Source organism: Streptomyces sp. B8-7, assembly GCF_058833805.1.
The window spans coordinates 124,022-150,309 of record NZ_JBYRRL010000004.1 but is presented as its reverse complement, the minus strand read 5'-3'; the positions used below and the strand labels follow the sequence as shown (position 1 = coordinate 150,309).

The following is a 26,288-nucleotide window of genomic DNA, read 5'->3' as shown; positions in this document are numbered from 1 at the left end:
GCGATCACGGCGCGACGTTCGGCAGGACGCCGACGAGGGCGCAGTCGCGGTCCGGTCGGCACTGGACGGCGAGGGTCGTCGAGCGGGACTCGGCTCCGGCACCGGAGCCCTTCCAGGCGATGGACTGCTTGCCGGTGACCGTGACGGCGTAGACGTACGCCTCGGTGATCGCGCCGGGGTCCTGGGCCAGGGCGGTCTTGAATGCCTGCGGGAAGTGGCCCTCGCCGACCGTGGCACCGGCGTGCTGCCCGTTGTCGTGCATCCGCGACCACAACACCGGGCTGGGCACCTGGTCCGAGACCGACTTCCAGTCCGCGTACTTCTTCTCGCTGGTCATCCACTGCTTGAGACCGGTCAGGTGCTCGGCCTGCGAGAACGACCGGGTGTCGTACGTCCACAGGACCTTGGTGGCGGCCTTGGCGAACTCGATCGGATCCGTCGTCCTGGGCGGCGCGGCCACCGCCACCCCGGCGTGCGTGGTGGCGGCAGGGGAGGGCGACGTCGAAGAGGACGCCGGCGCGGGAGTGGCCTTCGGCGCGGCCGGGCTCTCCGCACGGGTGACGTACGCGACCAGACCGGCGACGGCCAGCAGGACAGCGAGGACGATGCCGCCGATCGAGGCGCGGCGCAGAACCGAGGACGGGGCTCCGTGCCTCCGCCCCCTGGCGGAAGAGAAACGATTCTTCGGCATCAGTGAACCTGCGTCCCCATCGCCGAGAAGAATGCGACGACGCCGTTGGCCGCGCCGAGCAGGAGGGCGCAGCCGGCGGCGACGACCGTGCCCTTCTTGCCGTTGGCCTCGGCCTGGTGGCCTCCGCTGTGGTGGCCCCAGGCCCAGACGATGGCGGAGATGGCGAGGGCGCCAACCGTGGCGATTATGCCGAAGAGGTTGATGCTGCCCATGACCTTCTTGAGGACGTCGAGGCCGGGTAGGCCGCCCTCGCTCGGTGTGACGCCAGGGTTGTACGCCAGCATCTGGGCGTGCTGAATGAGCTTCATTGGAACTCCAGTACGAATATGGGCGCGCGAAGGCCCGGAAGGGGGGAGTGAGAGGGGGAAAGGGGGCCGGTCAGACGATCCGGCGGGCGGCGAGCACGTCCGGCCGCCAGTCGGCGAGGGTCGAGATCTTGACCACGTCACCGGTACGCGGAGCATGCAGAATCAGGCCGTCACCGATGAACATCCCTACGTGTTCCGGGACTTGGGCCGTGCCGCGAGTGAAGAGGAGATCGCCCGGCTTGAGGGCATCGACGCTGACCGCCTTGCCCTCCTTGACCTGCGTGTACGTGGTCCGGGAGATCGAGACGCCCCCGGCCTTGTACGACATCTGCATCAGGGACGAGCAGTCGCAGCGGCCCATCGGGTCCTGGCCGCGCGGATCGGTACACGCGCCACCCCACTGATACGGAGTGCCGAGCTGACCGAGACCCCAGCGGATGGCGGTGTGGACCGACTTGGGCGCATCAGCCGGGATCTTGTAGTCCTTGGGGACGGACCCGGCGGGGATCGGACCGAACTTGGCCCCGTCCTCGCCGGAGCCGCATCCGGCCGGCTTCGAATCCGACTGCCCGCCCTCGTCGCCCCCGCCGGAACTCGACTCCGCCGACAGCGACGTGGCGATGGCCTTCTGCAGAGCCGTGGCCAGCGGCTCCCACTTGGCGTACGCGTCGGGGAAGCCGCTCTTCTGGACCGCCTGCGCCGCCTGCGTGACGGTCATGGACTGCCAGCCCGGGACCTTCAGCAGCGCCTCGTAGAACCTCGTCGCGGCGTGCACCGGATCGCGGACCTGCTGGGCCGTCCCCCAGCCCTGACTGGGACGCTGCTGGAAGAGACCGAGTGAATCCCGGTCGCCGTAGTCCAGATTCCGCAGCCCCGACTCCTGCAGGGCCGTGGCCAGGGCCACGATCTGTCCTCGGGCCGGCACCTTCATGGCGACGCCGGTGGCCTGGATCGTCTTGGCGTTCGGGATCTGCTCCGCGGGATCGTCCAGCCCCGGGACCGACACTTTGGCCTTCCCGCCGCCCTTGAGGATCGACTCCACCTGCTTGGCGACCGCCGCGGTATCCACAGCCTGTGCATCGCCGCTCGCACAGGCGGCCTGGGCACTGCTCGCGCCGGCCAGAGCCATCGCGAGCGGGGCGATCAGCAGCAGTGGGCCAAGAGCCACGGACCCGACTATTGCCGCGCCCGCCTTCACGGCCGCAGGCCGTCCGCCGAGCAGAGGTCGCAGGAGTCGGACGTCGGGGAAGGGCGTGCCTGGGGATGCTGCATCAGCAGCTCCTTACTCTTAGGCAGCGCGGCACCAGCGTTCTCGTCGAAAGGTCACCGGCACCGCACCGGTCGGAAATTCACAGAACCTGAGATCAGGGAATAGAGATTCCAAGAGTCGGGAGCGGCTAACTCCCGACTCCTGGGAGCCCCGTTACTGGAGAGCGGCAGCCAGCCGCGCTCTTAATCTCACACGCCACACAGAATCCCCCTCGCCGAAATCTCAGGCCGCTTCGTGAGTGCTGCCGTGCTGCCACCTGGACGAGGTAACACCCATCAGCACAGCTCAACAGGGCGGGCGCTGAGCCCCATCCGTCGAACACGGCGAGACTGTAGAGACGAATTCCGGCCGCACCAAACGACGCCTCGTCTGGCAGTCGAGGCCCGTGATGTGGCAGCAGAGCGCCATTAGGTGCGGCCGTGAATGGTGGTTACTCTCCAGCCCATCGCTCTCCGCAGCGGCTGCTTCTGTGGCTTCCGGGAGCGAATCAAGCCGACGTGCACGGTATTCCGGAAACGCGGAATCCCGCACGACCGTCCCCGCGGAAAGAGAGAACCGCACCATGCCGTACACCCTGCATCGAGGCGACGCGCTGACCGCCCTCGCCGGCATCCCCGACAACAGCGTCGATGCCGTGATCACGGACCCGCCCTACAACAGCGGTGGCCGAACCAGCGGCGAACGAACCAGCCGCAGTGCCCGCGCGAAGTACACCTCGGGCGACGCCGAGCACGACCTCGCCAACTTCCCCGGGGAGAACCGCGACCAGCGCTCGTACGACTTCTGGCTCACCCTCCTGCTCACCGAGTCCTACCGGGCCACCGTCGAGTCGGGCGCCGCGCTCGTCTTCACCGACTGGAGGCAACTGCCCACCACCACCGACGCGCTCCAGGCCGCCGGCTGGACCTGGCGCGGCATCGCCTCGTGGCACAAGCCGGTCTCCCGCCCGCAGAAGGGCCGGCTCAAGCAGTCCTGCGAATACATCGTCTGGGGCACCAAGGGCCCGGTCGACCCCGACCGGAACCCCGTCTACCTGCCAGGCCTCTACACCGCGAGCCAGCCTCGGAAGGGCCGCGTGCACATCACGCAGAAGCCCGTGGAGGTCATGCAGGAGCTGGTGCAGATCTGCCCGCCGGGCGGAACCGTCCTTGACCCCTTCACCGGCTCCGGCACGACCGGCGTCGCGGCTCTGCGCGAGGGCCGCAAGTTCGTTGGCGTCGAACTCTCGGAGCACTACGCCGACATCGCCGAAGCTCGGCTTTTGGAAACGATGCAACAGACCGCACGGCGGGAAGACTTCATTCTCGCTGGCCCTGAGGACTAGTACTACAGCCTCAGATCATGTGACTGGTGATCGGTGCTGATCGTTGTCCGGTCATGCTGATGGATGTGAGTACGGAACACGTCGGGAACTGGGCCGAGGGACTGGCTGTCCTGACTGGCGGGTTGGGGCATCTGTTCGCCCGGCCGGAGCCGCGGGAGGTGTTCGCCGATCTCGTCGAGGGGCTGTTGTCGGACCTGGGCCGAAAGAACGGCTGGACGATGGCGGGGAGGGCCGGGCATGCCACCCCGCACCGGATTCAGAAGTTCCTTGGTGAGGCGTCCTGGAGCGCGGACGCGCTGCTGAGCGAGGTGCAGGCGTATGTGGCGCGGGAGTTGGGGGATCCGGACGCGACGCTGGTCCTGGACGACACCCAGGTGATCAAGAAGGGGGACAAGTCTGTCGGGGTCGCCCACCAGCACTGCGGGACGACCGGTGACGTCCGCAACTGCCAGGTCATGGTGATGCTCACCTACGCCGCCGCGAGCGGCCACACCTTCTGCGACCGGCGCCTGTACCTGCCGCAGTCCTGGACGAAGGACCGTGAGCGGTGCCGGGCGGCCGGGGTGCCCGACGAGGTCGTCTTCACCACCAAGCCGCACCTGGGCATCGCCATGCTCCAGGGCGCGGCGGCCGGCGGCCTGCCGTTCTCCTGGGTGGCCGCAGACGCGGACTACGGCAAGGACCCCGCCCTCAGGTCCTGGCTGCACGAGCAGAAGATCCGCTACGTGCTCGCAGTGCCGGTCTCCCTGCCGGTTCAGGGCCCGCCGGGCAAGCTGCGCCTGCCGAAGGTCGCGGCGGCCGGTGATCTGCTGCACTACGCCACGGTGCGTGAGCAGTGGGAGCGCCGCAGCCAGGGCGAGGGCTCCAAGGGCCGGCGCGCCTACGACTGGGCCTGGTTCGAGGTCACTCTGCCCGGACAGATGCCGGCCGACGGCTTCGCCCACCAGCTGCTGATCCGCCGCAGTACCGAGAAGAAGCAACTGGCCGGCGGCTTCGTGGACTTCGAGTACGCGTACTTCCTCGTTCATGCCCCCGCCGGCGACCCGGTCACCGAGGCGATCGTGAGGGCCGGGGTCCGCTGGAAGATCGAGGAGAACAACGAGCTTGCCAAACAGATCACCGGCCTCGGCCAGTACCAGGTCCGCCGCTGGACCTCCTGGCACCGGCACGTGACCTGCGCGATGCTCGCCCTGGCCTTCCTGACCGTCCAGCGCGCCCGCCACCCCGACCCGGAACCAGAGCCTGCGGCTGGGCCCACTGGTCCAGACCCGGCAGTCGGGGGAAAAGCGCAGGCAACAGCGGGAAGGAACACCTTCCCCTGATCCGGCTGACCGTCCCGGCCCTCGCCTGTCTCCTCGCCGCCACCGCCCTGACCGCCCACCACAGCGACGCCTACCACCTCCAGCAGCATCACTGGCGAGCCCTGCACCAGACCCGGGCCACCGTCAGCCACTACAAACGGCGCGGCGACCCCCTGCCCGCCCGCCTCCGTCCCTGGCGACAACCCGAACAGAATCGATCACAAACTCAAGATCTGAGGCTGTAGTACTAGGGACGTCGTGAGGGAGGCCGAACGTGCTGCTGATAGAGGTCTCCGGACATGAACGAATCCGAGTTTCAGCGATGACTTCGACCAGAGTGTTGCGATCAACTTCGCTGGTGACCGCACCCCAACTTGACCTGGCCGCAGGCAGAATGGGGCCATGGACGCTGGACTCACCGCGCTGCTTGGCGCTGCCGTAGGCTCACTTGCCACCCTCGGCTCCGCGATGGTCACCGGGCGCACGGCAGCGCGCTCGCAGTTCGGCCAGTGGCGCCGGCAACATCGCCGGGACGCGTACGCGAACTACCTGGGCGCGGTATACGACCGCGATGTCGCCCTGGACGCAGTGCGCGACGCACTGCGGGCTGACCGGCCGGACCTGCGGGACGTCGACGAGAGGATGGAGCGCTTCGCCGCCCAGGTTCGCGGCGTCCATCGGGCCGCCGAGTTCGTCATCCTCGAGGGTCCGCCTTCCGTGGTGGAGGCGCTCTATGGTGTGGTCCACGCGGCCGACGACCTCGCCGAGGTCATGCGACGGATGGTGCGTGATGCCCACGCGGAAGACACCTCCCGCAAGTCCGCGGACACCGCGCTCGCCGCTGAGCGGGAGCACCTGCTGTACCAGGCCGTGAAGGGCTTCCGAGCGGCGGCTTCCGACGTCCTCGGCAATAGCCGGATACGCGACCGCTGATGATGAATATCTACACTCCACCGATCGAGCAGCGACTGCGAAGCGCTGACCCAGGACGACTTCGAACTCGCCGGGCCGAGGAGTGAGAGTGAGAAGCCGAGACAGCGGGCGCAGAACGCACAGAAGGGCGGTTGTTCCACCACTCAGGTGGAACAACCGCCCCTTCCCATGTGCCGGAGGTGTCACCCAGCGTCGATGCTCCGCTGGATGAGATCGGTGGCTCGCGCGAGGTCCGCGCGCGAGCCGATCCGGACTTCGACGCCGCCGCGGATTCCAAGGACTCCTACGCCGCGCATGTCCCGGGAGAATCCGTCGTACAGCTCCACCGTGTCCGGGTCGAGCTTCAGGTTGACGACGAGCAGCCGGTTGCGCGGCTGCAGGCGCACCGTGGCGATGTTGTTGATCCTGCGGTAGGCGATGTAGTGGAGCTGGGGCTCCTTGAGTACGTCCCGGTGTGCCAGCAGCAGCTCGTCGAGGTCCGCGTACAGCTCCTGCAGCTCCTCGGGCGCCTCGTCCAGGTACTGCTGGACCGACTTCGGCGCCGCCGGCGCGGCGCGGACCGATCCCGACGTTCCAGTCCGAGGAGAGGTGCGCGTTCCGCCGGCCGACGCGATGAGCTGCAGCGTGAGCACGTCCTCGAAGACCCGGTACGTCACCAGGTCGATCCGGTGGCCGATCATCTCCACCGCCACCGAGTCATGGCGCGTGAACGCCCCGGCGATGCAGACGATCCGAGGCGCGCTCCAGTCGATCTCGCCAGCCTGGTCTCCGAGTTTCTCTCGGACCAGGCTCTCGAACTCGTGATGGTGGTCGTGGAGCCACCACAGGTACGAGAGCCCCTGGTTGATGACGTTCTGGTCCCGGTTGCGCTTGTACTCGACGACGACCGGCGTGCCGTTCTCATCCAGTCCGAGGGAGTCGATCCGGCCTCCGTGACGGCCGGTGCGGTACTCGGTAGCCAGGAACCGAATGCCGAGCATCGCCTCCATGTTGGCCTCGATCAGCCGCTGCAGCTCAACCTCCACACCCACGGCCGCCCCCGGCACTTCAGTGGCCTGCCCGCCTCTCACCCTGAAGACCTTCAGGTTGCCCACATGCCCCCCACGTCTCAGATTTCTGAACGTGCAATCGAGTTCAGGAGGCGTTTATTCCGGGTAGCGACTGACGCCAACGTGTTCGTATGGCCCCGCGTGAGCGGAACTCGCGTCGCAGAGGCGTGAGTACCTACGGCCGAGGATCTGCCCCTATGAGGGAGGCATAGGCGAGCGACTCATTGCGCTCGCCTGTCCTCCTCCCGGCTCGGCTACTCCGCCTCCGCCACGACATCATCCAGGTCGAGCTCACCTTGCTTGCTGCGGCGGACTGGCGTGCTCAACCAGGCGTCGAAGTCGTCGTCGGACACAGCGAACCATTCCTTGAGGGCCTTCCTGAGTGCCGTGTTCGCTTGCGTTTCGGCGGTGGGTCGGAGATCGCTCTCCTGAGCAGTCGGCTGGCTCGTCTTGAGTGCCTTTAGCTGCTGCTTGATGCACAGGTCCAAGTACATGCGTCGGGCTTCGCCGAGCTTGATGTCGAACTCTTCGCGGTCCGGCAACCATTCGGTCACGTGATCCCACGCGGCGGGGACCGCGAGCGCCTGCAACCAGAAGTAGCGGAAGTAGACGGCTTGGGCCGACTCCATGTTCCCGATCTGGTTGATCGGGTTTGAGATGCCGGCCTTGTTGAACGCGACCTTCCGGTCACGGGCGCGGCTGTGCTCGATCTGAAAGAAGGCATTCCAGGCTTCGACGAGGGCCTCCGCGAAGGCCGGGAGGTCCTTGAGCTCGACACCGCCAGGCTGAGTCTTCCGAACTTCCCACAGTGAGCCCATCGTCATGACGAGTCCGAGCTGACAGGCGTGGGTGTTGAGCACGGTGTAGGCGTCCTTGCAACGCTTCACGCGCTCGGGACGAGTCGACCCAAGATACTCCTGCGCTCGGTACTGGTCGAAATCCTCTTCCTTACCCTTGAGCGCCTCCCAAGCCCGGATGACATCCGACTTGGGCAGTCGGCGGTCCGCGCTGTCCCTGTGCTCCGTGTAGTGGTCGTAGCTGTCACGCAGGGTCCAGAAGACGCCCACGCCACCGAAGAGGGCGTCGTGAGCCAGAGCGGCGAAGGTATCCGCTACGTGCCAGTCGTCCCTGAGCTTCGTAAGCGCTCTGGCGTGTGCTGCGTACGGCGCGGTCCTCGATAGCAACGTAAGGATGGCCCTGCCCCACGTCTCCTTGAACCTGGCGCTGATTGCCTCCATCTGGCCGAGGGGAAACTGCTTGTCACCGAGTGAGTCCCGGTCGAAGGTGATGCCCCCGTCCTCGAAGTACTTCTCCAGGAGACTGGATACATCGAGCTGACTGCGCATGAACTCGTCGCGCTGTGGCTCACTCTCCTTGCCGGAGATTCCCTGTGCGACGTTGGTGAGGTATTTCGACGGTCCGAAGATGCAGCGGTTCACGGCCATCTTGAGGAGGTTGATGTTCGTGAGTACCGACCACCGCGCCGGCCGGTGGCTGTTCACCTCAGGGTTGTCGTACTCCACGGCGTAGAGGGGCAGGTAGGAGTCGTCGTTGCGGCTCCGCAGCTCACTGAGCATGCTTCGCGTGAGCACATTGGAGAGTTCGGCATCCGAGAGCAGGATGATGCGGGACTCGCTCGGGGGGCGTGCCTCCTTGTTGACGTCGACGAATAGCTTCCGCGCCGCCTCGTGGGGGCGGGAGCCATCTCCGGTCTGCTCCGGGAACCAGCACACCGTGACGGGCACCTCCACCTTCGACAGGTCGGGTTCGCCGGCACCATGCTGTTCGAGCACACGTCGCACCTGGTGCTCATAGAAGGAGCGGTACTTGACCGCAGAGGTATCACCCCATGAGTTAGTAAGGGTGCGTTCAATCGCAAGGAGGGCCATGGCTCGGTGCTGGCCGTCGAGAACCACCAGGCTGGACTCGCTGCGATTCCACCAGAACTTGCCCACATTTGCCCCGTGTGGCTGCCCATCAGCGCCGAGGAGACGGTGGACCTGGAACGCATTACCAGCACGCTGCTCCTGCCAATGTGCTTCGTCGGCGCTGATCGATGTCACGTCCCCCAACACCGGAAAGGACGTCGGACGCTTGTTCTGGAAGGGCAGCAGGACAGCGACGATCGGCGGGAAGAAGGCGGGCCCCGTGGTCTGGGGTTTGAGCAGGTAGGGGATCAGGTTGACAGCTACTCGGTGATCGTCGAGGTCGCGTTGCAGAAGCTGGTTGAAGTCGAGGTCGCCGGCAGCCATGACCTCTCGAACCGGGGCGAGGTTCTTGGTGAGCTGCCGTTCGGGCGTGTTGGCGTCACCACCGAGTCGAGCCTTTGTCATGATGTAGTCGACCCTCCCCGCCGGAGTGTCGAAGCTGCCCCACGTTCCCTGCACGTAGTCGCGGAACGTGAGCCCACTGCCCGAGCCGAACATCCTTCACTGCCTTCCCACGCCGGCGGCCGTTGCGCCGGTTTCGATGTGTTGCCTGTTGAGTCTTCTCACGACATCCTGCTGGTCACGCCGTGAATGCGTAGCCTGATTGCAGGAAATGAAGCGCGCCTTCACACCCACAGAGCGCGCGCTAGGGCGGACGTTTCGCTGAAGCGTGCCGGACGGCGTGACGCCGTCCGGCACGTCAGAGTCACTGGTCCTTGAGCTCTTCCTTCAGCATCGCCTCGGTGAACATGCCCCAGTGAGTCCGCAGTTGGCTGTAGTCCTCTTCAGGGTTTGGGGACATGGATTCCGCACGTGCGTAGCCCATGAAGAGGAGGTCGATGGCGGCCTCGGCTCGGCGGGCGAGGTCGAGCATCTCCTCGGGGGTCATCCCATCCGTACCCTGATCAGCGAGCTTCTTGAGGGGGATGTAGACCTCCCTGAAGAAGGTGTGCCGAAGGTTGAACTTCACCAGGGCCTTGCCGTTGAGGTGCTGGACCACGATGAACTCTTTACCAGGCCAGCTGGCATCGAAGAGGGTGATGGGCTTGGTCCGGATCTGTTCGCGCAGTGCCTCGATCTTCGCTGTGTCCACCTCGAGATCGAGGCCCATGTCCTCGGCCGCGTCCAGGACGATCTGCTCCTCCTGCTCTGCAGTGACTGTCCGCCCAGCAAGCCCATGAGGAAGGCTCGGGTTGGCCCGCGCTGCGGTCGCCATGCTTGCGTCATGCGGACCGCTCTCGAGACGCTTGCGTGTGTCGACCTCGATCCAGTGCTCGTGGACCTGCTTGCGGGCTTGGCGTACCGGCCGCCTCAGCCAGTCTCGCAGCTGGTTCCGGAGCTTCGTCACCGGCTCGGCGCCGCGCTTGACGTTGCGAACCTGGAAGTACTCGTCCAGGTCGGCAGGGAACGTCACCTCGATCGCGACATACCGGATGGCCTTGTCGTTCCGCGTCGCTGCGAGGAACCGGGGGATGCTGTCGTAGAAGATCTCGCGGCCGTTGCGCACGATGCTGATCTTGCCCGCATTCTCGGCATTGATCTGGAACTCCCCGATGTCATCGCCCCGGTGGTCTACCTGACCGCCGGCCCCTGCCCAGGGCCGGAATTCAACGGGGACCAAGGCGACCGTCACGTGGACCTTGTGGCCGTCGATCTCGATGTCGTCTTCCTCGACGATGGTGCCGCGGGGGTCGAGCTTCTGCGACTTGTACCTGCTGATGATGCGGGGATTGTCGCGCAGGAACAGGGGGTCGTGGAGTGTGACCTGCTTGCCTTCGAGCTCGATGGTGCGCCCCGTGTCGATGTAGGTTCGGTACGCACGTGCAATGAACTTTCGAAGGTCAGCGACCTTCTCCTCCAGGGACGTACCGTACGTGCCGCCGGTGGAGAGTCGGTCGATCTTGCTGAAGATCACAACCGTTCCGGAGGCGAGCGGGCGGCCGTCCCTGCCCACCATCTGCTTGGCAGCCTCTTCGGGCCAGTCCGTGACCTCGTTGGTGGTGATGTACTGCTGCTTGCCGTCTCGGACCTCTTCAAGGTCCACGTAGCTGTGGTGGATCTGGGGGCTGTTGGCGCGCTTGCTGTAGATGTCGATACGCTCGCCGAGGCTCAGCCCGGCAAGCTTCAGGCCCATCCCGAAACGGCCGAGACCATCGCGTTCGTTGTAGCGGGCGCTGTAGCCGATGGACAGCACGTTGTGCATGATCGCCGGATCGATGCCAACACCGTTGTCGGAGATGATGAACTTCTCGATGGTCTTCTTGCGGGTGCCGTAGACAGGCAGGACACGCATCAGAGTGGCTTCCGCCTGGATGGAGTTGTCCAGGGGCTCACCGATCGCGGCCGTGAGGTCGAAGCCGGCATCCCGCATGGATTCCAGGGCACGGTCGACCTGGATGATGGTGCCGCGCTGACCATCTGGGGCCAGGAACAGGGGGGTCGTCATCGTGAGTCCTCACTTGAGCTGATAGAGGGATGAGTCTCGGAGACCTCGGCTGCGAAGCGGTGCTTCCGAACCGCGCGCTGTGTGGGTCGGCAGTACACGCATCCGGCCTTCTGGTGGGCGGGATGGTCTGGGTGTATCCGGTTGGTAATGTCAGGCGCGAGTGTGTGGAACAGGGCACACTCGACCTCGAAGGCGTTCAAAGGGCTGTTGTGGACGTCGTACGTGAAGTACGCGCCGCGCCGATTCGTGCAATGCCGGAGGAGCCGTCGCCGGAGGTCAGTATCACTGCGACCGATGTACCTCGGGACGCCAGTCGCTGTGTAGAGCACGTACGTTCCGATGTGCTGCGGGGGGATGAGCGCTCGTACGAGCCACGGGCGAAGACGGAGCAGTCTGGGGTTCATGCAGCCAGCACCGACGCCTTCCAGAGCTGGCGGGCCGCTTTCCGGGCGCGGCTGATGCGTTCTCGTACCCGGGCCACGGGCAGGCCCTGACGATGGGCGAGGCTAACGGCATCGTCACCGTGGGCGAGGGCCAGGAGCAAGACGCGCTGCTCCTGCGAGATTCCGGTCTCGACGCGCAGCCACTCGAAGATCTCAACCAACGGGTAGTCCCGGTCACTCACGCCCTGGTCGTTGTGCTCAGCGGCGAGAGGGACGAGGGGCGTGATGGTCTTGCGGCGCTCGAGAACTTCGTAGGCGTGTCCCATGGCTGAGCGGACACGGTACTCCGCCGGCGTCGACTCGTCGGAGGGGTTGCGGAGAAGCTCGTCGAGGGCTCGATCGATCCTGTCGAGCTGGTAGGCGTCGAAGGTGGCGAGCGCACTCCGTTGCAGCGCGACAATTGCCCCCTCGACAGGGTGGCTGATCATGATCGCTCCATGGGTTTGGTGGCGAACCCCATACGGTGGCTCGCGTCCTTGTGGTGAAGCGGTGCTCATTTAGTTGTCCTGCGAGGGTACTAGACGCCGCCGACCGGCCGAGGTGAATTCCCCCAACCTGTAGGCCGCCTGACTGCTCCTCACTTAGATAGGTCGGGTCGCGGCGTCTGTTGTTGCAGGGGTTGCTGAGGAAGTTCCTGCAGAACCTTCGCGAGGCAGTACGCCGAGGTCAAGATGCAGAAGCCCGCCCCACCGACACAGGTGGGGCGGGCTTCTGCATCCGTCCGGAGCTATCCCGTGGCGGTGGAGACAAGCTGCTCGACGGATCGAAGGTCACTTCGACCGTGCAGGTAGCCGATGCCGCGGTGAAGATGGATCGTCAGAGTCCGGGCGACAGCCTCGTCCGAGAGCTCCTCGCCGTCCGCGAGACACCGCTGCTTCAGCAGAGCAAGATAGATGTCTCCGTACGGACTGGTGAAGGTCTTCCAGGACATCTCGACGTTGGAGTCCGTCACGACCTCCTTCACCAGCGGTGTGGACGAGTCCCTGAGCGACAGAGCAAGAGCCCACCTGCACAGCTCATTCCACTGGGTCAGCCCAGTGTTGCGCTTCAACCAGATGAGTTGATCCTTCGCCGTCTGCGAGAGGCGGACTGTCTCAAGCGACATGCGATGCTCCTGCTGTCCACCAGTACCCAGCCTCGACACTGGTGGTGAACGTTGTGTCGTCGTGAACAAGCGTGTAAGTGTGCGCCAGGGAGGGCTTCAACCGGCTGAGGAGGTTCTCGTTGATCTCCTCGTCGGTGGACAGGAGAAGCACCTGCCGGCCCGCGTTCGGGAAGTAGCGATCGACGAGGTGCTGGCGGTGTCGGCTGTCGAGCCGCCCGAGAGGTGTGTCGATCACGCTGGGCAGCCGGTTACCGGCGACCTTGGCCAGACCCCAGAGCAGCGAGATCGCAAGTAGCTGCCGCTCGCCGGCGCTGAGCCGCCCGGGATCGATGGGTTCCCCATCGGAGTCCGAGAGCGTGAGACTGGGCTTGGCTGTATCGATCCTCAGGTCGTGGATGAGACCGCTCTTGCGCATCAGGGCCTTGAAGCTCTGGAGGACAGCGACCTCCAGACGGCTGATGTGTCGCCGCTGAAGTGCGTCGCCGAACTTCTCCAGCGTGTTCCGTGCTTTCTCGGCGTACTGGACGACGCGGTCGAGCTCTTCAACCTCGATCAGCGTTTTGACCCGCCTCTGCTGTGCTCGATCAAGGTCGGCGCCGATGCGATCGCGGCGACTCTTGGTCTCCTCCAACTGAGCTGTACCCCGCCTGAGTTCGTCCTTGGCGACGGCGAGTGCATCCATGGCCTCGTTACGCTTCTCAACGAGGTCCTTGATGAGCTTCTCGTCCGGGACACCAGCAAGGAGGCGGTCGGCGTCGTCGAGACGGTCAGCCGTTTCTGCTGATTCTTTGAGCAGTTCACGAGCGCGGGATGCGTCACGAGACAGAGCTTCCTCAAGAGCGGAAAGTTGCTCGAGTGCGTCAAGCGGAAGGCTCAGGCTCTGCTTGAGCTCTCCCGCAGCCTCGCGCTTCAGGCGGTCTGTCGCCAGCTTCTTCTTCAAAGCTGTGCGCGCGGCGGCCGTCACCGATGCCGGCAACTGCTCGAGAAGCCACGCGTCGCGCTCGTCCAGGACGCCTACCACCCGCGATGCATTGTCAGCATCCTTCTCCCGTACCGCCTGTTCACGAAGCGTGGCCAGCTGCTGCGGGAGCATGAGTAGGGGGAGGGGGCCGGCTGCCAGAGAACGCAAGGCACTACGCTGCGCCGCCAGACGGTCAGCGATGCCCTTCTGATTGCTCTCGAGTTCCTTCTGACGCTCGAAGAGATTTCCGCCGGCCTGCTCGAACTCCTTCTCGACTCTGTCCAGCTGCAACTGCAGCCGGTCGCACCTTGACTGCACGCTGCCCAACGTCAGTTTGCGGTCCGCGTACTCCTGCCGTGCCGCCTCGTGTTCGGCTTCCTGGGCACGGATCTGATCCATGACAGCCTGGTCTTCGTTGGACAGCCGTTGGCGCCGCTGCAGTGCAGCTAGGTCCGTGCGAAGTTGTTCCACGGTGCTCAGGCCCAGCAGCGATTGGATGGCAGACTCGATGACCGCAGCCGCCCGCTCAGGATCCGCCAGTGACTCAATCTTTTCGCCGTCGAAGAAGAAGAGCGAGGCTACTTCCAGTGGAAGGATGTCCTCGACGTGGTCAGGCCAGCCGTCGCTGAGGATCCGGTCAAACTGGCCGTCCACCTGGACTTCCAGGAATTCCTTAAGCTGCTTGCCGCTGATGTGCCAGGTCCGGACCACTCTGTAGTGCCGCTCCTGGCCATCCACGACAATGGAGAACTCCAGCGCGATCTTCGCGCCATCGGCTTGATTAGCCTTGCGGTTGATGCTTTCGCGTAGGTAGGAGTCGTATGAACGGGTTCCACGACCGCTGCATCGTGCCCGAGGGCCATAGAGAACCAGCTGGATGGCGTCGAGCAGAGTTGTCTTTCCGCATCCATTGAGACCGCCGATCAGGATGATCGGTCGTCCGGGCTTAACGCTCAGGTCGAGGGACTGCTTGCCGCGGTAGGCGCCAAAGTCGTGGAGTTCAATATTACGAAGGTGCATCGGTGGTCTTCTCTTCGTCCAACGTCACGTAGGTCGGGGCGGCGTCGCGGATCTCCTGCTTACGCTTCGCGAACTGAAGTGCGTCGTCTTCGTTCTCGTAGAACCCCTTCTTGATCGTCTTCTCCAGCTCCTTGAAGAGGCCGGAGCGCCGCGTCATAGTCCTGTGCTGTCGCTCGACCGCGAGGAGCTCACGCGTCATCGTGAAATGGATTTCGTCGCCGTCACAAACTTCCTTGAGCAGATCCATCTCCTCTGCCCCGAGGACGAGCTGCTCATCAAGAGGCCGGCCGGGGAACTTCTCGTTCGTGGCCGTTTCGTAGATCCCCGGCAGAGTGTCCTCAACTTCGTGTTTGTCGAAGACCCAGATGCGCCGGATCTCATGGAGTTCCGCCTCCGAGATCAGCTCGATGCCTCGCACACTCTCCGGTGAGGTCTGCCGCACGAGGGTCTGAGCCTCAAGGAGCTTCGTCAGCCACTTCTGGCGCGCTTCCTGCGTGTACGGCCCCTGGATGACACCGTCGTGGAACAGCTGGACGGCGCCGTTCATCCGCCTGAAGTCCCGGGTCTCCTTCTCCTTCGACACGTCATCGAGTTCATTCCGGAGCTCCAGGAGCGGCCGCATCCACTCCTTCTCCTCGTCGTTGCGGATCATCGCCGTCATGGACTTGTCCTTGTCCACAAGAGTGCAAGTCCAGCAACCGAAGCGACTGTCGCCACAGGAAGGCGTGGTGTCGTCCACAACCAAGGGGCACTCGGAGTCCTCAGAAGCCCCCTGGTACATCGTCAGGAGATCCTTGTTCCGATGCCCCCAAGCGTTGGAGTACTGCATCAGGAACATCCAGACCTCGTCGGTGCCCCACGCTTCAATAGGGCTGTAGACGAGGGAGTTCGGCAGATTGCCGTTCGGGGAGAGTCGATCGCGCACACGACGCTTCTCGTGCCGGGCCATAGCGCGGGCACGCGCCTGGCTCTCGGCCTTGCGAATACCGAGAACGAGGATCGCCTCACCATGCCGGCGTACCACGCGTCGAATGAAGGCGTTCGACGGCTTGATCTTCAAACGTTCGGTGCACCAACGAAACTTGGGGCGAGGGGCCGGGTACCCGCGACCGATGAGGTTGACCCAGAAGGTGTCTTTCACCTCGGGAATGAGTCGGTGCGGCTCGATGGGCAGTCCCTGCTCCTTCGCCGCCTTTCCCATCGTGTCAAGTGACTGGGTGACCCAAGCGGCGACTACCGGGTTTTCAACCAGCGTATCGGTGCTGATGACGTGCACGGGCTTTGTGCGCTGCTCATCCGGAAGCCCCTGGAGAGCAAGCCAGACAAGTTGAAGCACGGCGGTGGAGTCTTTGCCGCCGCTGTAGCCGATGACCCACGGCACCTCGTCAGCTGTATAGAGCTCGCGGATCTCTTCCGTGAGCTCACTGACTACTTCGGCGAGGGCCCTCCCCTGGAAGGGGGCCGTCGACTTCGGGGTGCTCATGCGTCTCCTCGCAGGTATGCGTCTTCTACACGCTGCTCTTCTGGACTGAGTTCGAGCCTCATGTGATGGCGCAGGTAGTTCACAGTCAACGCTAGGTTTTGGTGGCTCTTCGAAACGCGGCCACCGATCAGCGCGCGCCCTTCCCAATCCGGGTTGGTGCGGGACCAGTCAACCGACGTTAGGAGCTTGAGCTTCGAATGCCACACCTGGGGCGACTCGGTCTGTCGCAAGAGCGAGTTTCCGATTCGTCCGAGAGCGTGCAGGGCGATGCCATGGCTGTGGATGTAGTCCTTGCGTACCTCGGGGGCCGCGAGCTCACGCTTCCGTACCAAGCCCCACTCGGGCACCACGCGGTCGACGGCCTCCCAGTACGTCTCTGCAAGCTCCTGGGCCCTGTCCTTCTTGATCTCCAAGCCTTGCAGGAGGGACTGGGTGGCGTAGTAGACGGCACTGAGGGTGAAGAGTTTGCGTGAGCGCTGAGCAAGGGTGCTGTTCTCCATCTCGACGTGTCCCTTGAAGACGGGGGACTTCATCGCCAGGAGGCGAGCCATGATCGCCAGGTCATCTCGGTGGTCGTAGAGCACACCGATGGAGCGTGGGGGCCGCACTGCGTGGCGGTTGAGGTCGGCGAACATCTGCTGACAGCGGGCGAGGCCGGCGTCGTGGAAGAAGACGACGGCGATCGTCTCCTCGCCGAGGTCGGGGTTCTCCTTAAGGGCCTGCTCGATGGCAGCGCGTCGATGCTGCCCGTCGTTGATCAAGAAGCGGGCGGCCATGGGGATGCGGATCTGGCCCGCACGCATGCCCATGCCGGAGTCGGCGATGCTCTCGAAGTACATGTCGCCGTCGACGGATGCGGTGAGCGCGCTGAAGACGTAGTCGTCCGGGTTGTCGACGATGTACCGAGTGAGGGCTGGAAGGCGCCCCTTGTTCAGGACGCGCTGGGCGCGAACTTCCGGGGCCAGTTCGTCCTCGTCGAAGAGGAAGATCTTCGGGATGAGGCGGAGGGGGCACATGGATACGTAGAACTCGCGCCCCGCCTGGACGCCCCGGATGGCCGGAAAGATGTAGTCGAAGCCAGCGGACGTAGCGGTGTCGGCAACCTGCGAAGATGACTGTGATCCCACTCGCGTAACGCTATCGTACGTCAGAGATAAGACGTACATGATGCGCTGGATTAACGCACAAGGGTGTGGTGGGGCGAGTGGTGACGTATCTCGATGCTGCGGCTACGACGCGTGTAGACCCGCGCGTGGCCGAAGTTGTCCTGCACTGGATGACCGAGGACTTCGGAAACGCTGGCTCCCGGACGCACGACTACGGGACCCGTGCGAAGCGTGCGGTGCAGCAGGCGCGCGACTACCTTGCCGGCACTTTCGGCGCCGAACCAGATGAGTTGATCTTCACCAGTGGGGCAACCGAGAGCAACAACATCGCACTGCTCGGCCTCGCTCCCTACGGTGAGCAGTGTGGTCGGCGTCACATCATCACCTCGGCCATCGAGCACAAAGCGGTGATCGAACCCCTGGAGCACCTGCAGTCCCGTGGCTTCGAAGTCGACTTCATCAAGCCCGGCTCGTCAGGCAGGGTCTCCGTTGAGGAGGTGATGGAGCGGCTGCGTCCGGACACGCTCCTCGTCTCGTTGATGCACGTGAACAACGAAACGGGCGTCGTCCAGCCCGTCGCCGAACTCGCCGGCCACCTCCGCGAAACCCCAACGTACCTGCATGTGGATGCTGCACAGGGGTACGGGAAGCTGCCCGAGGATCTGACCGCTCCGATCGACATGATCAGCGTAAGCGGCCACAAGATCGGCGCTCCGAAGGGCGTCGGCATGCTGGTTACACGTCGGCGACGCTGGGACCGGCTGCCCCTGCAGCCGATCATGTTCGGTGGCGGGCAAGAGCGAAAGTTGCGACCCGGGACGCTGCCCGTGCCATTGATCATGGGAATGGCCGAGGCGGCAAAGATCTTCCAAGCGGAACACAAGGAATGGAGCGCGAGGGCGGTGGAGCTCCGCACGCGACTCTTGGGCGCGCTCGAGAAGACCCGGTTTCAGATCAACGGCGACCAGGATCACTCAGTCCCGCACATCCTCAACCTGTCCTTCGACGGTGTGGATGCCGAAGCTCTCATCGTCCGGCTGAAGCAGCATGTGGCCGTTGCTACGGGTTCCGCATGCACGAGTGCCTCGTACACCCCCAGCCATGTGCTCACGGCCATGGGACTCCCTGCGGAGGCGGCAGAGAACGGGCTCCGTTTGTCCTGGTTCCCGAGCCAAGCTGCTGACCTCGACGTTGAGGAGCTGGCAGACATGATCGCGCAGATGCAGCCAGACGCGGCTTGAGAGCTCAGCCTTCGGCGCGGCGCACCGAGCAGCTCAAGGCTTCTGGCGGAGCGGCGGAGCGTCCGACCTACCCGAGCGGGGTGTTGGCGCCGGTGAGGTCTTCGATCACGCCGGGGTCGAGCTCCGCGGCACGATGCAGCAGGCGCATTCGCTGCGCGGGGGTCAGGCCCAGCGCGTCGTCGAAGGCGAGGCGTTCGAGTGCGGCGGCGACGTAGCCGGGCGCGGCTGCGGCCAGGGCCTGGCGCATGGCCTCGTCGGAGACGTCTGCCGCGGGCAGGCTGGCGACGTAGTGCGCGGCGATGCAGTACGTCTCGACCGCCCGCGTGTTGATCCGCTCCAGAGCTGCCTGCGCGTTGGCTTCACCCTGGTCGGCGCGCAGGACGAGGTCCACCTGGTCGCGGCCGTCGGCGGCCGCAATAACCGGTCGGAGACCAGATGCAGTGGGCCGCTCGGGGGCGGCCTCCTGTACCACCTCGGCGGCCGGGGTGTCCTTGGGCGTGCGGCGCAGCTTCTCCTTGAACCGGCGCGCCCCGTCCTTGACGTACGGGGTGGCAACCTCCAAGGCAGTGGCCGTCACGGCGCGCGCGACGTCCACCGCGATGCTGGCGGCGCAGTTGACGAGGAGGTTCCTTAGGCCGTCCCTGTAGCCGTCGTCGTACCGGTCGTCGGCGTCGAAGAGTTCGGCCTGGGTGACGAGCGAGTTGTCTCGGTCATTGCGGGCGGTAGCGCGCATCCCGCCGGAGGAGACGCGGGAACGGTCGAGGTGGGTGCCGGCGGGGTACTCGGCCCACACCAGCTTGCGATTCGGCTGCGGCCGTTGGTAGTTCGACATGACGGAACTGTAGGGGGTCGCACCGGCAGCGCGGCGGTGAAGGCAGCAGCCGACGCCCGCACCGCCCGCCTTGCCGGACACATCCGGCGTCTCGAAGCCCGGCTCAGCGAGGTCCTGGGCGAGCAGGTCTGGCGCGAGTCCGGCATCGGCGGCCCCAACGACACCGAACAGCTTCAGGCCCGGATCACCACCCTCGAACAGCAGGTCATCGACCCGGAATTGAAGCCAGGACCAAGGCGACGACCTCGCCGCAGCCCGTGCCGCCAACCGCGAGCTCATGGCGCAGCTCAACCGCGGCCGCGACACGCCGCCACATCCCGGCTGAAACCCCAAGTCACCGGCCTCTACGTCAGACCCTTGGAAGTCCTTGCTTCACGATGTAGGCGGGCATATCATCGGAAATCGCATGTCACCGCCCCAAATCGGGGGGCGGGGCACCAAGTCCGACGGAAGGACAGCGAGACAATGCCTCTTTCCCGCATTGCCCGAGACTTCGCTGCGGAGATCCGCAACCACGACTGGTCCGATGCCCCATGGCGGCTCGACCGCGCGGGTCACAACCGGGCCGCCGACACCAAGAGCAGCGAGGGTGACCGCGTTCTGGATGCGGCCGAGACCCTGAAGTTGAAGACCAACGTCATGTGGGTTACCGCGCAAGTGCTCGGCTACATGGACTCCAACTTCGACGTCTACGAGTTCGCCGAGGCGTGTGGGATCAACACCTTGACGCGTACGGGGCGCAAGGACGGCACCTATGGCGCCGGCCTTCGTACGGACCCGTACGGTCGGCTGATGAGGCCCGGCGCGTGGACTGCGGACGAGAACGAGGTCATCACCACGGTGACCAGCGACTTCTTCCACTTGCCCGCCTGCGAGATGTTCCGGCGCGGGTGGCAGGGGGCACCGGTCCAATCCTATCCGGCCGACGCTGTACCGCCGCGGTGGAAGCCGTGCAGCCACTGCCTCCCCGAAGCGCAGGGCTGAGTCCGCACCAATCCGAGGGGAGCCGACGTCCGCTGCGGATGTCGGCTCCCCTCGTGGCTTCTACTGCTCCGGATCGACAGTGGGGCGGTAGATGGCTCGATCGGCGTCGACGCGGTCGATGACTCCGTCGGCGGCGAGGTCGCGGAGGATTTGGCGGGCGCGCTTCTCGTCGATTGTGTGGCCGATCTCGTGGAGTGCGGCGACGGAGCGCTGGGCGTCCCACTCGCCGCCTTCGGCGGTGATCGCCTCGGCGAGGCAGTCCTTCTGGCTGGCGAGTTCGCCCTGCTGGTGGGAGGTGACGGCGGCCTGGAAGGCGGGGAGGGCGTCGTGGCGGATGCGGTAGCCGGCGACCTTGCCGAAGCCCGGGCCCTCGGCAAGGACGGGCGATACCTGGTCGGCGATCCACCAGTTGCGGCGGACGCCGCGTTTCAGTGCGGCCTTGAACGCGCCGCTGCTGCCTGTGAGTTTGCCGTCGCCGTTGGGGCCGCGCAGGACATCGGCCGGAACATAGCCGTCCTCGCGTGCCGCGGCCTCGCGCAGGATGCGCTGCGCGGTGGTCGGCAGGGAGAGGTAGTAGCGGGATGCTGTCTCCGGGTCAGCCCAGTCGGTGGCTGGCCCGGCGGTCTTCAGGCTGCTGGCATGACCGGCGAGCAGGGCCAGGAGGGCCTTCTGGAAGGCGGGATCGGGGTCCTCAACGATCAGGTGGAGCTTCACGTCATTCCTTTGCTGGAAGAGGCGAATAAGGGCGCACCTTGCGAGAGGAACCGTAGCTGGGTAGAGGCTTGGCAAGCAAGCCTCTACCCACGTTATTCGCGCTAGACAAGATGAGATGGGAGGAGTCGCGCGCGGATTACTCACGCGGCCGGGCGAATCGTGTGGCGACACCGTGCACCACAGGTGTTGCAGCGGCTATCGTCGTCCCGACCGCTTCTGAGCTGCGTGAACTCAAGCCGCGCGCTCGCGGCGCCTCGGAGAATCGCCGGCGACCAGGATCACTCAGTCCCGCACATCCTCAACCTGTCCTTCGACGGTGTGGATGCCGAAGCTCTCATTGTCCGGCTGAAGCAGCATGTGGCCGTTGCTACGGGTTCCGCATGCACGAGTGCCTCGTACATCCCCATCCATGTGCTCACCATGGGACTTCCTGCGGAGGCGGCAGAGAACGGGCTCCGTTTGTCCTGGTTCCCGAGCCAAGCTGCTGACCTCGACGTTGAGGAGCTGGCAGTCATGATCGCGCAGATGCAGCCAGACGGGGCCTGAGAGCTCAGCCTTCGGCGCGGCGCACCAGTCGATGCCCGCGAAGGGACCGGCCGCAGCGGACGAGCTCCGACTCCCAGCCGTTCTCTGTGCCGATGAGGTGGGGGCGTTCGTACAGCCCCGCTTTCACCTCTGCCATTGTCAGCCGCTCGTACCGCTCGACATCAGGATCGTCGGGGGCGAGAAACTCGTGCTTGCGGTGAAGCAACGGTCGATTCTCCGAGTTTGCGTACGACGTGTGGGAGGTCTCAAGGGTCCTGAGGTCTACCTGGTAGGAGGACCGGCACCGCGGGTGCGGGTCAATGTCAAAGTCCGGGTAGTCGAGCCAACTCACCGCCCGGCCCTGATGGCGTAGCTTGGCCAGCGTCCACGATTGCGGCCGGCCGGCAGCGATCGAGGCGCAGTGCTCGTAGAGGCGTAGAACTGTGGGCAAGCGGTCGACGGCACGCTGGTGTACGTACATCGCAGTCGGGGTGAGCTTCCCGACGGCGGAGGCGTGCATGGCTCCACGGATGTATGTGTCGTCACGCAGCTTGAGCAGCAGCCTGTCGGATCGCTGACATGCCTCCTTGTATGAGGTGAAGAAGGCGCGGACGTCGAGTTGGACGCTGAGCGGGAGGCTGCTGAAGGGGCCCCGACCGTTGAACAGCTCCACCGCCAAGAAGAGCAAGGTGTTGAGAGTGGTTTGCCTCCCGCCTTGCTCTACCTTGCTGACGTCGGCTGAGTCCCGCACGAGTCGACGAACCTCGTTGGCTCGCAAGTGGCCGAGTAGCTCGGCCATCGACTGAGGTACTTCTTCCATCCGAGGCAGCCGCCCCCGCCGTTCCACGTAATCGACGACTGCTGCGATCGCTGAGGTCGTGTCCTCGGACGTGAGCCACTCTGCGTCAGGAACGATCCGTCTGGCGAGGTAGCTGAGACGGGCTCTCTCGTCCTTGAAGGCGTAGACAATTCCTGGTGCGGCAGAGACTGTACGTACCCCCGTCACTTCCTCGACGTAGGTCCGCAGCTCGCTCGCGCCGAAGAGATGTTGGAACGTCTGCCGGCTGGTGAGCAGCCCGTCGCCGAATGCCTCGCCCCTGACCTTCGACTTCTCCCATGTCAGCCGCGCGGATGTGACGAGGACCGTGTCGGCAAGCTCCCACGCTTCCTTCAGAGTCTTGCGGCGCTCGTGTGGGTCTTCGATGACGTTGAGGACGTAGGTGAGGAGCACGACATCGGCCGGCTCCAGCTTCGTGTCGGCTTGATAGAACGGATCCCATCCAATCGCTCTGCAGTCAAGCTGTCGAAGCGCGCGTACATCGCCACCACGCCCGCAGCCGTAGTCCAGAACCGTGCAGCCCTGGACTACCTGCTTGTCGATCAATGCTTGTCTGGCCGGCACGGAGAGGCTCGCTCGACTGATCGCAGTCAACCTTCGGTCGCTACTCCAAGCCCGCCGCGTCATGCTCGCCCCTCCTGTGGCTGGGTAGGAGTGAGAGTAGCGGCGGACAGCCCTCAGGCTGGGCGAGAGTTGCAAGTCGCAGCAGCTGAGGTTCAGTGCGGGTTGGCCTACTCCTGCGCCGCCTCCGGACTCTCGCGCCGCTTCTTCCTGATCCAGTCGTGCATGGCCTCGATCAGCGCGTCGGATGGGCTGCGCCCTTCGCTCTTTGCGAGAGCCTCAAAGTCCTCGCGGAGCTGTCTCGGCGGGCGAAAGCCCATCACCCTCGTATGCCCTGTGCGCGGCCGACCGACCATGACGCCCCTTCGGTTTCTGTTTAACAGAATCTAGCAATCACCTGCGGATCTTGATGGACAGGTGGCGTGATGCAGGGCATGGTTGCTGACCAGGAAGGCAGCTCGACCTGGGAGTGATGCCTCCACGCGGAGTCCACCGGGCTTCCGATAGGTGCGCTCATGCGATGAGGCGTTCGACCTCGAACCCTCCAGCGCACCCGTTGGCAAGACGTGGTGGAGGAGGCGTCCATGAGTTACCGCCCAAGGTGCGAGGGGGGCGAGTCGGCTAGCTGCCGTGCCTGGCCGATCTGGAGGGTCCGATGGAAGGAGGACTCCCTTGATCGGAACTGGTTTCACGCGTGCGGGCGACACCTCAACCAGGTCGCCCTGACGCAGGCGTCAGACGTAGGCGTGGAGCTCGATCTTGTCCGTATTCTCGCGATCTGAATGCCTGGTCCCACCGCCGCAGTGATGGTTGTCCACGGTGCACTCGGGACCGCCCGTGGTGGGCGATGGGGCGAGGATGCCTCTGGTGGGCGCGTGCGTCGGTGAAGGGACCGCGATGTCTGCTCTGATCTGAGAAGTGCGAACTGGCCCGGGGCGGGTGTCCGGGGCCAGTTCGGTCTTGGCTCGGAGGGGTGCTGAACGCCGTCAGAGGTCCCGATTCACCCGTCGCCGAGAGGCAGCGCCCTTGTCGACGGCAGCGGGGGACCCGTAGGTCCTGCGAGGTCGTTTCCCCTCGTCTGCTGATTGTGTCGGATGCCGACAAGAACCGCCCAGAGCCGGCCATCGGATTACTGTCCGGGCTTGTAGCCTCGCTGGAGGGCGATCAGGGGAGCGCAAGGGGAGCGCGGACGCCTTTGGACGGTGCAGCATGGGACGCGAGCAGCGGGACCGCCACAGGTGCTCTGATCTGGGAAAACGGGATCTGACACGATCGCGCAGCACAGCCCGGCATGATCCCTAGCGGGCTCGTAATGCGTAGGTCTCGGGTTCGAATCCCGAAGGCGGCTCCATGGTGAACCCCAGGTTGGGTCTATGACCTGGGGTTTCTTGTTTTCGTTGACCTTGAAACTCGGGCACATCGGGCACTTGTCGTCTGCGCATCGCAATGTGTTGGTCATGGGTTCACTCTCGGTTGCTAGTTCGTCGCGAACAGGCTCTGACGCGTAAATAGGTGGAGGTCAGGGTGGCGTGAGGCAGATCTGAGTGCCCGGTGGCCGTGGTGGTCGCCGGGTGTCCGGGCCCTGGGCGTCAGGCTGCGTCCTCGATCGGGTTGAGGGTGACGGTGTAGCCGAGCTGGTTGAGCGCGGTGATCGCGCGGCGGGTGGCGCGTTCGGGGTCACGTTGGGCGAAGTAGGTGCCGCCGAGCTCGCGGTAGGGGACGTTGTCGGTGAGCATGTGCCAGATCGCGGTAATGATCGAGTGCTCGACGGCGACCAGGGCCTTCATCGGGCCGCGGCGGGCGGTCAGCCGCTTGTAGCGGGCCTGGAGGTAGGTGTCCTTGGTCCTCACCGCGCCGAAGGCGGCCAGGCCGAGGGCTCCTTTGAGGTACGGGTTGCCGGGGCGGACCTTGGTGTTCTTGGTGCGGCCGGCGGACTCGTGGTGGCCGGGGCAGACCCCGGCCCAGGACGCGAGGTGCCTGGCGGAGGTGAACCGGGCCATGTCGCCGCCGGTCTCCGCGATGATCACTTCGGCGACGGCCTGGTTGATGCCGGGGATGGTGTCGAGCAGGTCGAGGGCGGGACGAAAGGGGGCCATCGCCTCCTCGATCCGCTCATCGAGCTGTCCGATGGCGTCGGTGAGCTGGTCGTAGTGGTCCAGGTGCAGCCGGGTGAGGAAGGCGTGGTGGTCGCGGAAGCGGCCGGTCAGGGCCTCGGTGAGTTCGGGGATCTTGTTGCGGAGCTTGCGTTTGGCCAGGTCTGCCAGCGTCTGCGGGTCGCGTTCCCCGCCGATGAGGGCCTCCAGCATGGCCCGGCCGGAGACGCCCATGATGTCGGAGGCGACCGCGGCGAGTTTGATGCCGGTGTCCTCCAGCAGCTTCTCCAGCCGCTGGACGATCTGCCCGCGTTCGCGGGTCATCTGGGTGCGGGCCCGGGTCAGGTCCCGCAGTTCGCGCACCGGTGCGGGTGGCACGAACGAGGGGCGGACCAGGCCGTGTGCGCCGAGCTGAGCCAGCCAGGCGGCGTCGGAAACGTCCGTCTTGCGGCCGGGCAGGTTCTTGACCTGCCGGGCGTTGACCAGGATCACGTTCAGGTCCTCGGCCAGCAGGTAGTAGAACGGCTTCCAGTAGTCCGAGGTCGCTTCGATCACGACGAGGGTGACCTCGGCAGCGACCAGATGATCCCGCAGGGCGAGCACGGCGTTCGTGGTCGAGCCCCAGGTCGTGGTCTCGTTGGTGAAAGAGCCTCGCCGTTTCGTACTCGGGCTGCGGACACACGCCTTGGCGTCCTTCTTGCTGATGTCCACACCGGCGCAGCGTTCGTGCAGCACGTCCACGGCCCCGCTCCCTCCCTCACCGAACGGCCAAGCGGTACGCCGTTCCGGGAGGGCCAGGGTGGAACAGGAATTCTGACGCCCGTGCTTCGCAGCAACACTCCACGGTTCCCGTGGACGGCCCTCAGCGCCACGCTGACCTGCGAGCTCACCGGCATCACAGAGCAATCGGCTTCGGCCGGAACGAACCCCACCAGCGTCCCGGACCGGCATCAACCCCCGTCAGGGCAGACAGGAAGCACCTCGGCGCACGCCACGACATCTACCACGCCCCCGGCGCGCACCGAAGGTGCGCTGGATCGCTGACCAGCGATTTTGATGTACTGAGCGCTTCGGGTCCCCACGCGGGCGAATGTGTCGGTGGACGCCCGGTGGACAAGCCGGCGTGACTGCC

Annotated in this window: 21 protein-coding genes; 6 read left to right on the top strand and 15 right to left on the bottom strand. The window is 65.2% G+C overall.

From position 1 onward, the window contains the following. Positions 1-4 precede the first annotated feature (4 nt). The 3 genes from AC5K6T_RS20505 to AC5K6T_RS20495 form a co-directional block, all read right to left on the bottom strand. Positions 5-691, bottom strand: coding sequence for a hypothetical protein (locus AC5K6T_RS20505; RefSeq protein ID WP_493211066.1), 687 nt, complete (start codon positions 689-691; stop codon positions 5-7). Beyond that, on the bottom strand, positions 691-999 hold the full coding sequence (locus AC5K6T_RS20500; RefSeq protein WP_039649441.1) for a DUF6112 family protein: 309 nt from the start codon (positions 997-999) through the stop codon (positions 691-693). Before AC5K6T_RS20500 ends, AC5K6T_RS20505 begins: the two co-directional genes overlap by 1 nt. Before the next feature lie 70 nt (positions 1,000-1,069). Beyond that, on the bottom strand, positions 1,070-2,197 hold the full coding sequence (locus AC5K6T_RS20495; protein ID WP_493211063.1) for a C40 family peptidase: 1,128 nt from the start codon (positions 2,195-2,197) through the stop codon (positions 1,070-1,072). A gap of 634 nt (positions 2,198-2,831) precedes the next feature. Here AC5K6T_RS20495 and AC5K6T_RS20490 point away from each other — a divergent pair. The 3 genes from AC5K6T_RS20490 to AC5K6T_RS20480 all read left to right on the top strand — a co-directional run bounded on the left by AC5K6T_RS20490 (position 2,832) and on the right by AC5K6T_RS20480 (position 5,827). Next, a complete protein-coding gene (locus tag AC5K6T_RS20490; protein ID WP_493211061.1) occupies positions 2,832-3,593 on the top strand; it encodes a DNA-methyltransferase in 762 nt (253 codons plus the stop codon). Positions 3,594-3,646: 53 nt separating this feature from the next. Continuing rightward, positions 3,647-4,915 carry an IS701 family transposase gene (locus tag AC5K6T_RS20485; RefSeq protein ID WP_493210994.1) on the top strand — a complete coding sequence of 423 codons (1,269 nt, stop codon included), beginning with the start codon at positions 3,647-3,649 and terminating at the stop codon, positions 4,913-4,915. Positions 4,916-5,296: 381 nt separating this feature from the next. Then, positions 5,297-5,827, top strand: a complete 531-nt coding sequence (locus tag AC5K6T_RS20480) for a proline dehydrogenase (RefSeq protein ID WP_493211059.1) — start codon at positions 5,297-5,299, stop codon at positions 5,825-5,827. Positions 5,828-6,009: 182 nt separating this feature from the next. Here AC5K6T_RS20480 and AC5K6T_RS20475 read toward each other — a convergent pair whose 3' ends face one another. From AC5K6T_RS20475 to dndB, 8 genes are all read right to left on the bottom strand, one after another. Next, the gene (locus AC5K6T_RS20475) at positions 6,010-6,858 is read right to left on the bottom strand and encodes a DUF5655 domain-containing protein (RefSeq protein ID WP_493211057.1); all 849 of its coding nucleotides are present in this window, start codon (positions 6,856-6,858) and stop codon (positions 6,010-6,012) included. Between the two features lie 272 nt (positions 6,859-7,130). After that, positions 7,131-9,302: a ParB N-terminal domain-containing protein gene (locus AC5K6T_RS20470; RefSeq protein ID WP_493211055.1), complete on the bottom strand. Its 2,172-nt coding sequence runs from the start codon at positions 9,300-9,302 to the stop codon at positions 7,131-7,133. A 208-nt stretch (positions 9,303-9,510) separates the two neighbouring features. Next, entirely contained in the window at positions 9,511-11,250 is a 1,740-nt protein-coding gene (locus tag AC5K6T_RS20465; protein WP_392582965.1) for an ATP-binding protein, read from the bottom strand. A 400-nt stretch (positions 11,251-11,650) separates the two neighbouring features. Beyond that, entirely contained in the window at positions 11,651-12,121 is a 471-nt protein-coding gene (locus tag AC5K6T_RS20460) for a hypothetical protein (RefSeq protein ID WP_493211053.1), read from the bottom strand. A 299-nt stretch (positions 12,122-12,420) separates the two neighbouring features. Next, positions 12,421-12,798, bottom strand: coding sequence for a DNA sulfur modification protein DndE (dndE, locus tag AC5K6T_RS20455; protein WP_392582967.1), 378 nt, complete (start codon positions 12,796-12,798; stop codon positions 12,421-12,423). Further along, a complete protein-coding gene (gene dndD, locus AC5K6T_RS20450) occupies positions 12,788-14,779 on the bottom strand; it encodes a DNA sulfur modification protein DndD (protein ID WP_493211051.1) in 1,992 nt (663 codons plus the stop codon). The genes dndE and dndD overlap by 11 nt, the downstream gene beginning before the upstream one ends. Next, positions 14,766-16,262, bottom strand: a complete 1,497-nt coding sequence (gene dndC / locus AC5K6T_RS20445; protein WP_392582969.1) for a DNA phosphorothioation system sulfurtransferase DndC — start codon at positions 16,260-16,262, stop codon at positions 14,766-14,768. Before dndC ends, dndD begins: the two co-directional genes overlap by 14 nt. Further along, on the bottom strand, positions 16,259-17,389 hold the full coding sequence (gene dndB / locus AC5K6T_RS20440; RefSeq protein WP_493211049.1) for a DNA sulfur modification protein DndB: 1,131 nt from the start codon (positions 17,387-17,389) through the stop codon (positions 16,259-16,261). Before dndB ends, dndC begins: the two co-directional genes overlap by 4 nt. Before the next feature lie 77 nt (positions 17,390-17,466). On the opposite strand from dndB, the gene dndA reads away from it, so the two are divergent. Further along, a complete protein-coding gene (gene dndA, locus AC5K6T_RS20435) occupies positions 17,467-18,609 on the top strand; it encodes a cysteine desulfurase DndA (RefSeq protein ID WP_493211047.1) in 1,143 nt (380 codons plus the stop codon). Between the two features lie 67 nt (positions 18,610-18,676). Here dndA and AC5K6T_RS20430 read toward each other — a convergent pair whose 3' ends face one another. Beyond that, on the bottom strand, positions 18,677-19,441 hold the full coding sequence (locus tag AC5K6T_RS20430) for a hypothetical protein (RefSeq protein ID WP_493211045.1): 765 nt from the start codon (positions 19,439-19,441) through the stop codon (positions 18,677-18,679). A 465-nt stretch (positions 19,442-19,906) separates the two neighbouring features. Between AC5K6T_RS20430 and AC5K6T_RS20425 the strand changes: the two genes are divergently transcribed. Further along, positions 19,907-20,425 (top strand): hypothetical protein, encoded by a 519-nt coding sequence (locus AC5K6T_RS20425; RefSeq protein ID WP_401612475.1) that lies wholly within the window; start codon positions 19,907-19,909, stop codon positions 20,423-20,425. Positions 20,426-20,485: 60 nt separating this feature from the next. On the opposite strand, the gene AC5K6T_RS20420 is transcribed toward AC5K6T_RS20425, so the two are convergent. Continuing rightward, complete coding sequence (locus AC5K6T_RS20420; RefSeq protein ID WP_493211043.1) at positions 20,486-21,139, bottom strand: hypothetical protein; 654 nt, start codon at positions 21,137-21,139, stop codon at positions 20,486-20,488. A 225-nt stretch (positions 21,140-21,364) separates the two neighbouring features. Here AC5K6T_RS20420 and AC5K6T_RS20415 point away from each other — a divergent pair, with 225 nt between their 5' ends. Continuing rightward, positions 21,365-21,685, top strand: coding sequence for a hypothetical protein (locus tag AC5K6T_RS20415; RefSeq protein ID WP_493211041.1), 321 nt, complete (start codon positions 21,365-21,367; stop codon positions 21,683-21,685). Positions 21,686-21,689: 4 nt separating this feature from the next. Here AC5K6T_RS20415 and AC5K6T_RS20410 read toward each other — a convergent pair whose 3' ends face one another. Together AC5K6T_RS20410 and AC5K6T_RS20405 are read right to left on the bottom strand one after the other, a co-directional pair. After that, positions 21,690-23,129: a DNA phosphorothioation-associated putative methyltransferase gene (locus tag AC5K6T_RS20410; RefSeq protein WP_493211039.1), complete on the bottom strand. Its 1,440-nt coding sequence runs from the start codon at positions 23,127-23,129 to the stop codon at positions 21,690-21,692. 1,523 nt (positions 23,130-24,652) lie between these two features. After that, positions 24,653-25,897: an IS110 family RNA-guided transposase gene (locus tag AC5K6T_RS20405; protein WP_493208129.1), complete on the bottom strand. Its 1,245-nt coding sequence runs from the start codon at positions 25,895-25,897 to the stop codon at positions 24,653-24,655. Between the last annotated feature and the right edge of the window lie 391 nt (positions 25,898-26,288).